The sequence below is a fragment of the Ochrobactrum sp. PL_is501 genome (genome assembly GCF_055816895.1).
In genome coordinates this window covers 1-8007 of sequence record NZ_JBVPGR010000009.1, presented here as the reverse complement: position 1 = coordinate 8007, position 8007 = coordinate 1, and the positions used below count along the sequence as shown (strand labels likewise).

16 protein-coding genes and 2 pseudogenes are annotated in these 8007 nt (G+C 54.6%); 15 read left to right on the top strand and 3 right to left on the bottom strand.

The genetic code is table 11. The features are described 5' to 3' along the window. The first annotated feature begins 16 nt into the window (after nucleotides 1-16). The 15 genes and pseudogenes from AC0TOF_RS00190 to AC0TOF_RS00120 all read left to right on the top strand — a co-directional run bounded on the left by AC0TOF_RS00190 (nucleotide 17) and on the right by AC0TOF_RS00120 (nucleotide 7025). Entirely contained in the window at nucleotides 17-295 is a 279-nt protein-coding gene (locus AC0TOF_RS00190; protein ID WP_473766731.1) for a hypothetical protein, read from the top strand. Further along, nucleotides 292-621 (top strand): hypothetical protein, encoded by a 330-nt coding sequence (locus AC0TOF_RS00185; RefSeq protein WP_473766748.1) that lies wholly within the window; start codon nucleotides 292-294, stop codon nucleotides 619-621. The genes AC0TOF_RS00190 and AC0TOF_RS00185 overlap by 4 nt, the downstream gene beginning before the upstream one ends. Further along, nucleotides 618-1820 (top strand): hypothetical protein, encoded by a 1203-nt coding sequence (locus AC0TOF_RS00180; protein WP_473766747.1) that lies wholly within the window; start codon nucleotides 618-620, stop codon nucleotides 1818-1820. The genes AC0TOF_RS00185 and AC0TOF_RS00180 overlap by 4 nt, the downstream gene beginning before the upstream one ends. Beyond that, on the top strand, nucleotides 1817-2266 hold the full coding sequence (locus AC0TOF_RS00175; RefSeq protein WP_473766746.1) for a hypothetical protein: 450 nt from the start codon (nucleotides 1817-1819) through the stop codon (nucleotides 2264-2266). The genes AC0TOF_RS00180 and AC0TOF_RS00175 overlap by 4 nt, the downstream gene beginning before the upstream one ends. Further along, nucleotides 2256-3110 (top strand): Lar family restriction alleviation protein, encoded by an 855-nt coding sequence (locus AC0TOF_RS00170; RefSeq protein WP_473766745.1) that lies wholly within the window; start codon nucleotides 2256-2258, stop codon nucleotides 3108-3110. Before AC0TOF_RS00175 ends, AC0TOF_RS00170 begins: the two co-directional genes overlap by 11 nt. Nucleotides 3111-3237: 127 nt before the next feature. Then, nucleotides 3238-3600, top strand: coding sequence for a hypothetical protein (locus AC0TOF_RS00165; RefSeq protein ID WP_473766744.1), 363 nt, complete (start codon nucleotides 3238-3240; stop codon nucleotides 3598-3600). Next, nucleotides 3593-3802 (top strand): hypothetical protein, encoded by a 210-nt coding sequence (locus tag AC0TOF_RS00160; RefSeq protein WP_473766743.1) that lies wholly within the window; start codon nucleotides 3593-3595, stop codon nucleotides 3800-3802. The genes AC0TOF_RS00165 and AC0TOF_RS00160 overlap by 8 nt, the downstream gene beginning before the upstream one ends. Beyond that, the gene (locus tag AC0TOF_RS00155; protein ID WP_473766742.1) at nucleotides 3799-3975 is read left to right on the top strand and encodes a DUF1382 family protein; all 177 of its coding nucleotides are present in this window, start codon (nucleotides 3799-3801) and stop codon (nucleotides 3973-3975) included. The genes AC0TOF_RS00160 and AC0TOF_RS00155 overlap by 4 nt, the downstream gene beginning before the upstream one ends. Continuing rightward, nucleotides 3965-4204 carry a hypothetical protein gene (locus AC0TOF_RS00150; protein ID WP_473766741.1) on the top strand — a complete coding sequence of 80 codons (240 nt, stop codon included), beginning with the start codon at nucleotides 3965-3967 and terminating at the stop codon, nucleotides 4202-4204. The genes AC0TOF_RS00155 and AC0TOF_RS00150 overlap by 11 nt, the downstream gene beginning before the upstream one ends. Next, nucleotides 4201-4398 carry a hypothetical protein gene (locus AC0TOF_RS00145; protein WP_473766740.1) on the top strand — a complete coding sequence of 66 codons (198 nt, stop codon included), beginning with the start codon at nucleotides 4201-4203 and terminating at the stop codon, nucleotides 4396-4398. The genes AC0TOF_RS00150 and AC0TOF_RS00145 overlap by 4 nt, the downstream gene beginning before the upstream one ends. After that, complete coding sequence (locus AC0TOF_RS00140; RefSeq protein WP_473766739.1) at nucleotides 4391-4624, top strand: hypothetical protein; 234 nt, start codon at nucleotides 4391-4393, stop codon at nucleotides 4622-4624. The genes AC0TOF_RS00145 and AC0TOF_RS00140 overlap by 8 nt, the downstream gene beginning before the upstream one ends. 2 nt (nucleotides 4625-4626) lie before the next feature. Further along, a pseudogene (locus AC0TOF_RS00135) lies at nucleotides 4627-4767 on the top strand (helix-turn-helix domain-containing protein); the annotation flags it as partial. Between the two features lie 29 nt (nucleotides 4768-4796). Beyond that, the gene (locus AC0TOF_RS00130; RefSeq protein WP_473766738.1) at nucleotides 4797-5792 is read left to right on the top strand and encodes a tyrosine-type recombinase/integrase; all 996 of its coding nucleotides are present in this window, start codon (nucleotides 4797-4799) and stop codon (nucleotides 5790-5792) included. A 350-nt stretch (nucleotides 5793-6142) separates the two neighbouring features. Then, nucleotides 6143-6820: an SOS response-associated peptidase gene (locus tag AC0TOF_RS00125; protein WP_473766737.1), complete on the top strand. Its 678-nt coding sequence runs from the start codon at nucleotides 6143-6145 to the stop codon at nucleotides 6818-6820. 10 nt (nucleotides 6821-6830) lie between these two features. Then, nucleotides 6831-7025, top strand: coding sequence for a hypothetical protein (locus AC0TOF_RS00120; protein WP_176056694.1), 195 nt, complete (start codon nucleotides 6831-6833; stop codon nucleotides 7023-7025). 3 nt (nucleotides 7026-7028) lie between these two features. Here the strand turns inward: AC0TOF_RS00120 and AC0TOF_RS00115 are convergent, their stop codons facing one another. From AC0TOF_RS00115 to AC0TOF_RS00105, 3 genes and pseudogenes are all read right to left on the bottom strand, one after another. Further along, the gene (locus AC0TOF_RS00115; protein WP_473766736.1) at nucleotides 7029-7352 is read right to left on the bottom strand and encodes a hypothetical protein; all 324 of its coding nucleotides are present in this window, start codon (nucleotides 7350-7352) and stop codon (nucleotides 7029-7031) included. 93 nt (nucleotides 7353-7445) lie between these two features. Beyond that, entirely contained in the window at nucleotides 7446-7727 is a 282-nt protein-coding gene (locus AC0TOF_RS00110) for a hypothetical protein (protein WP_473766735.1), read from the bottom strand. After that, nucleotides 7727-8007 (bottom strand): annotated as a pseudogene (locus AC0TOF_RS00105) (hypothetical protein); the annotation flags it as partial. The gene AC0TOF_RS00110 and the pseudogene AC0TOF_RS00105, both read right to left, overlap by 1 nt.

Sequence of the window (8007 nt, the reverse complement as noted above, 5' to 3'; positions counted from 1 at the left end):
CCGCGAGGACGCGAGCATGAACGTCAATCAGAAAGTTGAACTGTTGAACGAAGCCGCATCCTTGGCTGGCGATGCTTTCGAGAAGCTTGCAGCCAAAGCACCAAAGTCAATGACCTACGACGATGCAATCACAATCATCGTAGGTGGAATGGCCACGTCAATTGTCGCCCAGATGCTGGCCAACGCACCAACAGAACACCATGCCACAGTCAAGCAGCTTGCCGCGAATGTCTTTTCTCGCAGCATCGATCAGGCATCGCGTGTTTTCGCTGAGGCGGAAAGGATCGTCCAATGACTGCTCCCATGACCACCCTACCGGAAGAAACACAATTCGACCCGAATTGCCCGTTCGACGCGATTGCTGAAACGACCCGGCAGAATATTGCAACTGTAGTTCTGGAAGCTTTCACTAGCGATCAGTCTAGTGATTTGCCGCCAATCGAGCGCCGTCTCGCAATCATGGCCGGTGCCCTGACAGGTGTGATCGGCACATATTTCGTGATGTTTGAAGGGACGCCGGAAGACGTCATCCTCAAAGCCTTAACAAACGACATCAACCATGCGCTGGCTAATGCGCTCGTTATCGTCAGGCAGAACGATGAAGGGGAGACAGTTCAATGACCCCCACCCTACAGGAAGAAGCCTTGACCTCGGCAGACATCATTCAGGTCATCACCGATCTGCGTTCGGCAATTCTGCAGGATGATGATGAAGGTCTCGCAGAACACGCAGAACCCATGATCAAAGCCAAGGAGCTTATCGCCAAGCTTTCCGCGTCTCCCTTCCTCCCCGTGCAAGGGGCTGTGAAGAAGTTGGATTGGACGAAGGGCGTCGTAGACATCGCCCAACCGATGCCAGGCATGAAGTATGTCGCTTGCAGCACAACGCCAAAAGGATCGTGGGCTTTCTGGCTCAATGATGCGCCGGAAACGCGTGCTGTATTCACGTCAGAGGAAGCCGCCAAAGCTGCCGCACAGGCCGACTATGAGGCTCGCGTCCTCTCCGCGCTTGAGCCAACCGCAGAGGCAAATGAGTTATCCGGAATTTCCGGACAACTGAATTCGGCTACCGATATGGGAAATCCCATAACGGACAAGACCGTGAAGAGCGAATTCAAAGGAACGGTGGACGGAGATACCGAGCTTCAAGCTGCTGCTCGCCACGCCGGATGGGCGCTGATCGAACTGGTTGATGAAATCGACTGGCTCAAGCGTGAACAGGTTTCAGATATCATCACTCGGCTTGGCATCGCCCTCAACGAGCCATCCGCAGCGCGTGAGCTGGCGTTGGAGGCCCTGAAAACAGCGCATGCATCTATGGAAGGTTCGTGCTCTGCAAATCACCGCATAGCCTTGAACACCGTAGATGCCGCCATCCGCGCCCTATCCTCACCGGACTATGCCGACGCCGATCACGCGCAGGCGCGGGACGTGCTGGCCCGTTTCCGTAACTATGTGATTGAGGGCATCACTGCCGGTACGATCATGCGTGGCGGCGAACATCACAACCCAATTTGGCAGGAAGTTGCCAGCGTTCTCCACGCCGACGCCGGTAAGGTGGAGGGGGATGGGTGGCTGCCGATTGAGAGCGCGCCAAAGGATGGGACTGTCATCGACCTATGGTCAACAGAGTTCGGCTGGCAGCCTGATTGCTACTGGGGGAAGCGTTCACATTGCTGCGGTGAAGACGGTCAGTATTGCGATAGCGACTGGCATAGTGAGCCGGAAGCGTGGATCGACAGCGCCCAGAATACCGAGACTTTCGATGATGTAACCCACTGGCGTCCTGTCCCCTCTGCACCATCGGAGGGCGCGAAATGAGCAAGCCAGAATTTACGCCGGGGCCGTGGGGCTGGTTTGGAAACACTCAGACCAATCATATCTATCTCGCAACGACGCATAGCGGACGCCGTTATGTAATGGACTTTACCCGATGGGGCATGCGCGGCGCACAGCCACGGTTTCAGCCACCGAAACAAGGCATGGTTGACGCTAAAAACCTCGTCACATTCGCAGTAGGTGACAATTCAGTGGTTGGCATTCAACAGGCCAAACAAGACCCGAGCGTCTACCGTTATGACATTCGCGGCATCGACAACCCTGACGCGCAATTGATCGTCACCTCACCCGAACTTTACGACGCTTTGGCGGAACAAGTTGCGGCGTGTTTTGATCCCGGATGCGAAATGTGCCGTCGCCATGAGCGACTGCTCGCAAAAGCTCGCGGAGAAACCCACCCATCAGGAGGCGACCGTCATGGCGAGTGAACTGAAGCCTTGCCCGTTTTGCCATAAAACCTCGCACCTCAAAATCGACCCGTTCTATGAACCTTCGTTTGACGGCTACTACGGGTTCAATGTGGTTTGCAGCGCTGCGGGCTTTGACAACACAGATCGCGGATGCGGAGCGGCTGGAGCTTGGGGAGAAACGGAAGAAGACGCCGCCACTCGCTGGAACACCCGCACCGCGCCAGCCGCTACAGATACGGGACTGGTGACGGTGGAACATCAGTATTGGCGTGACCAGACGCAAGAATGGCTACCAACCGGCTTCCCAGACCGTTACCGAAAGGATGGCTTCCTTGTCCGCGAACTCGTCACCCGCTCGCAGGCTGAGGAGCTATTGGCGGTGAAGGATGAAATCATTGATAGGCACCGAGAAGCCCAAGTGATTTTGGGTAAGCAGCTTAATGAGGTGATAGCCGACAACGCGGCGAAGGATGCGCAGCTTGAACGCTTCCGCTGTGACCGCGCCTATACGGTTGGGTTCACTGACGGCCACGATGCAGCAGAAGCCAAGCTCGCGGCGAAGGATGCGCGGATTAAGGAGTTGGAGGCTGATCTGAAAACATTTCAGGACGGGACCGCCGATCTCGTTAATGAGAAAATCGATGCTGAATTTAGGGCGATTGACCTCGAAGCCAAGCTCGCGGCGGCTGAAAAGGCGCTGGAGCCGTTCGTGTCGTTCTTCAATGAAGCGATGAAGGGCTTCACCGAAGGGTACGCAGAACGAACACCCTCAGATAAGCCCGTGTTCGGTTATAATGATGCTTATCTGCTTATGCGTCACTTCATCGAAGCCCGCGCCGTGCTGGGAGGGAAGCCGTCATGAGCATCCGAAACAGCAAAAAGGCCAAACGCCTCCTGAAACGATGGATGAAGTATCTATCCGACAGCCGTCTCTCCAAAGGCGAAGTATGTCGAAGGGCTATCAAATTCACCAATGAGGGGAAAAAGCCATGACCGACCTCATTACCCGTCTCTCCAAGCTAGACGCGCCTGACAGGGAAGTGGATGCGGCAGTGTTCCGGTATCTAGCGGGGAACCCCACCGACCATTGGTTCTCATTCGGAGAAGACCACTTCACCGATGAAACCGTCCCTCGCATCACCGGCTCCACGGACGCCGTTATAGCGCTGGCTGAGAGGATGTTGCCGGGGTGCGATTGGACGATCAGCAGCAATAGGCGAAACGGAAAGCCTTTCTCGGAAATCATCTTAACAGTGAAGCACGGTCTATCCGGGTACTGCGGTCTTAGTACAACGCCCGCCATCGCCCTTCTGATCGCCCTCTTGCGCGCAAAGGAGGCAGAACGTGACTGACTTTACCAATTTCTGCCGGTTCAATGTCGAGACGTACCTGCTGGATACATGGCTGCATATGCACCACGACCGAAAGCCGGTCAGCGACGAACAGGTTATCGAAGAAGTCAGACACAGCATCATTCAGGGCCGCATAAGTCTTTTGAAGCGACACATTGAACGCATGGAAGTCATCTTGCGCGCAAAGGAGGCCAGCAAATGACCAGCAAAGTCGCTCAAATACGCGAAGCCATGAGCATCGCGCAGGATATGACCAAGGCGGGTATTCCGTTCGTCGCCGTCCCGGTTCTCAACGAGCAAGATCATTCCAGGCTGAAACTGGTGCAGGCCGTGAGGATTGCTCAGATGGATCAGGAGGCCAACCATGCCGAGTAAGGAACACCTAGCGCTCAAGTTCGAGATTTGCACGATCCTACAAAGCGCCAAACCAGATGAAACGGCGAGAACCGCCGATCTCATCCTATCCACCATCCTCGCCGCTCTACGGCACCCGAAAGCCGAAATGGTGATCGCATACGACAATGCGCAGAAACATGGCATCTTCGATTTTGCCGGTTATGCCGCATTCCTCGCCGCCTCCGCACTTGGGGAGCAGAGCGAATGAAGCTGAACGAGCCAATTTTACCAGACGATTATCCAATCTATGCGGGATACCTGTACGTTGCAGACGGTCATGTTGTGGTGAGTGACTGGCACGATACCGATGTGCGGCACCTCAAGCACCACCTGCTAGCAACAGAAATCCGTCGCTGCGATATTCACGGTCGCCAAGCCCTGAAAGGCGGTGGCCATGGATAGGCTGACAGACCAGCAAATCCACGCTTTGAAACAGATTGCTGATACCTTTGGGAAATCTGGCAGGTTCTGGCGTGACCTTGGAATTAGGCCGCAAACGATTGCCATCCTCGAAAGCAAGGGATTGATTGGCGCTATTTGGCGTCCGTTTACCGGGGAAACAACCATCATTAAACGTTCGTGGCGCATCACCGAAGCAGGCCGCGCCGCACTGCGGGAAAGGGAGTGAGGATGTCAGCGATCTTTTCCATGAACGAAGCTGCTGACCGTCTCAGGATAGGCCGGCGAACATTACAAGAAATTATCAAGCGCCATGCATTCTATTTCACAGTCGGTCACAAGAAGTTCTTCACTGAGAAGGACTTGGACGCGATTGTTGAAGGATTAAGACGAGAAACGAAATGCCACTCAAGCTCATCCCTCCCCGTGCGGGTAAATCGCCGTACTACTACGTTCGCGGCACCCACTTCGGGGTCACAATGGACAGAAGTACAAAGACGACTGACAAAGCTACGGCAGCAAAGCTCCTCAAACTCTGGAAAGAAGAAATCGAAGCAGGAGTTTTCAGGAAACCCGGAGAGCCGACCTTCCTAGACGCGGTGACGGATTACATCGCCGCAACCCATAATGAGCGCTTTATAGAGCCGATCGTTGAAAGGATCGGCCATTACCGTTTGGTGGACATTGATCAGCAGTTAATTGATACGACGGCAATTGCCCTCTATCCAAACGCGAGCGCAGCGACACGCAACAGGCAGGTCTACACGGTCATATCGGCCATATTAAAGCATGCAGGTCTTAACCAGCAATGGAAGCGCCCTAAAGGCTCCCGCGGTCAGATGAAGACTGATTGGATGACGGACAAGCAGGCGTTCAAGATTCTCGACGCCGCATACAAGAAGGATGCTGAATTCGGAATCTTCCTGCATACCCTGCTTTATACCGGCATGCGGCTCAGTGAGCTAACAACGCTTGAAATTGCCAGGCTGGATTTGACCGAAGGAATGGCATACCTGCCAGCAACAAAGAATGGGAAGCCCAGAGCGGTTCACCTGCCGCCGACTGTGGTTGCGGCTATTGCGAATCATCCACGTGGGCTTGATCGAGAAGGGAAGCTGTTCCGGTTTAGAAAATCCGGGCGCCTGTATACATGGCTGGAAGATGTGAAAAAGAAAGCCGGCCCCGATGTGGGCTTTGTGACGTTCCATGTTTTCCGGCACACATGGGCTACGTGGATGCGAAAATACGGGGGATTGGACGTGCGTGGGTTGGTGGGAACTGGCGCTTGGACAGATATGGCATCAGCCGCCAGATATGCGCACGTAGTGGCAACTGATGAGGCGAAGCGCTCGAATCTCTTGCCAGTGTCAAAGAAGCTGGAACGGAAGAAGAACTAATTCCACGGATTTTACCCGCTTCGCTCGGCCATGTTCTGCTTTCGTTTTCCAGTATTTGCCGAGATGATAAGTTTGAAAACAACAAATTATGATTATATATCAATTAGATAGATGGTGGGCGTGACAGGGATTGAACCTGTGACCCCTCCCGTGTGAAAACTGTTCCCAGTAGTGAACCCATTGTAATCATTAGAAGCGAGGCATGTCATTTCGGGAAGGAATGGCACGATGTTCCTTTTTGGTTCACGGTTGCTGGTTCATGCGAACCACTGGGAACTCCTTTTATATTTGATCTGCAATCTAGACGGCTTTCAAGATGGCGCTATTCTCTTCGCAACGAGGAGGAACGCATGTGCAATCTATACAATATCACCACGACACATGAGGCCATGCGCCGCCTGTTCCCGAAGTTCGGGGATGTGACGAACCGCGTCGATCCGCAGCTGGATATCTTCCCCGACTATCCCGCGCCGGTCTTGCGAAACGTCAAAACCGATGGGCCAGAGCTTGCAATGCTCCGCTGGGGCATGCCTACGCCTCCAACGTATGTGAAGGGTGAAGCTGATAGCGGAGTAACGAACATCCGCAATCTCACATCGCCTCACTGGCGGCGCTGGCAGAGCGTCGAAAGCCGCTGCGTTGTCCCGGCCACGTCTTTCTCAGAATACGGGCAAGAACCAGACCCGAAGACCAAACGAAAGCCGCTTCACTGGTTCGCTCTCAATGAGGAAAAACCGCTGTTCGCATTCGCTGGCATCTGGACCAGCTGGAAAGGTGTGCGGAAGAAGAAGGAAGGCCCGGTCGACGTCGATATCTTCGGGTTTCTCACAACCGAGCCTAATGCCGTGGTGAAGCTGATCCACCCAAAAGCAATGCCGGTCATTCTCCGCACTACGGAAGAAATCGACACATGGCTGCGCGCACCATGGGATGAAGCCAAGGAAATACAAAAGCCCTTGCCAGATGCTGATCTGATCGACCTGACACCAAGCAACGACAATGAGGAAGTGCAGGCAACTCTATTCTAGGGAGGATGGAATGAACGGACCGAAGCACGACAACAACTATGCAGATAGGGCAATCGACTGTCAGGACGCGGTTGCGGCGGGGATAATCAATCTGCTGGACGAGGCGGAAGCAGCCGGGTGGGACCGAGTTGAAGCGGCAAAGGCTATCGTGAATGTCGCCATCGGCATTCACATGGGAGAGACAGGAACGGACCCGGAGGAGTAAGCCTTACCTCGGCTGGTTGCTTCGCTGCTCGGTGCTGTCAACGAACCGGGCAACCCGATCCAGATTGATCGCCATATTCTGCAAGGTGACTTCCATGCGGGTCATGCGATCCCGCACATCACCATTCTGGGTTTCCAGCCGTTCAATGCGGGTTTCAAGTTTGGTGATATCGATCTTGCTCTGATCAACACCGCCCTTCACCGCGTAATAGCTGCCGGTAATGCCGACCACGACAACCCCGATTGTGATGACGTTGCCGATAGTCATTTTCATATCGATGTTCATCCCCATCACCTGACGGTCGCCCATGGGATTGTCCTCCATCACCAGCAGCCCCGCGTTTTCCCAAATGCGTTGTGAGAAGCGATACCCTGACCCGCCGGTGTATCGTTTCCTGCGAGATAGACAGCCGTCGCCGGTTTAAGGCTGATCGGCTTCCAACCCGCGCAGTTCGTTGCATTGCTCTGGCAAGCCGCCAAGCTCATTGCAGAGAGCAACAGCATCCATACCGATAATCTTTTCATCGATGTTCGCCCTTTTCTGGATTGCCTTGGCCGTGGCCTCTGCCGCTGCCAATGCGGCCCGCTGGCGCTCTTTGACGGTTCCCGCAGTGTAACCAGCCGTCAGAAGCAGAAACGCCGCCACGAGGGCAGCGAGCGCAGTTTTTACCCATGGCGGGATAAGTCCCCAAAGCGCGCTCATCAGCCAATTTCCGCTTGTAGGTCTTTCACGGCCTTGAACAAATCAGTACGGCGTTTGATGCCGTAGATTGCAAATCCGATGATGGCCGCACTGAAAAGAAGCTGGACGCGCCAGTCGAGGCCACCGAGAAACGACCCCGCCCCGCTGATTGCCGACATGATGCCAGCACCGGCCCACGTCCATACAGTCTTGCTCTTGGACGGTTTCGTTCCAAGTTCGCCCGGATCGGCTACGACGGGTTTTTCCACGGTCACGACTTCGGGAACGACGATAGCCTGCT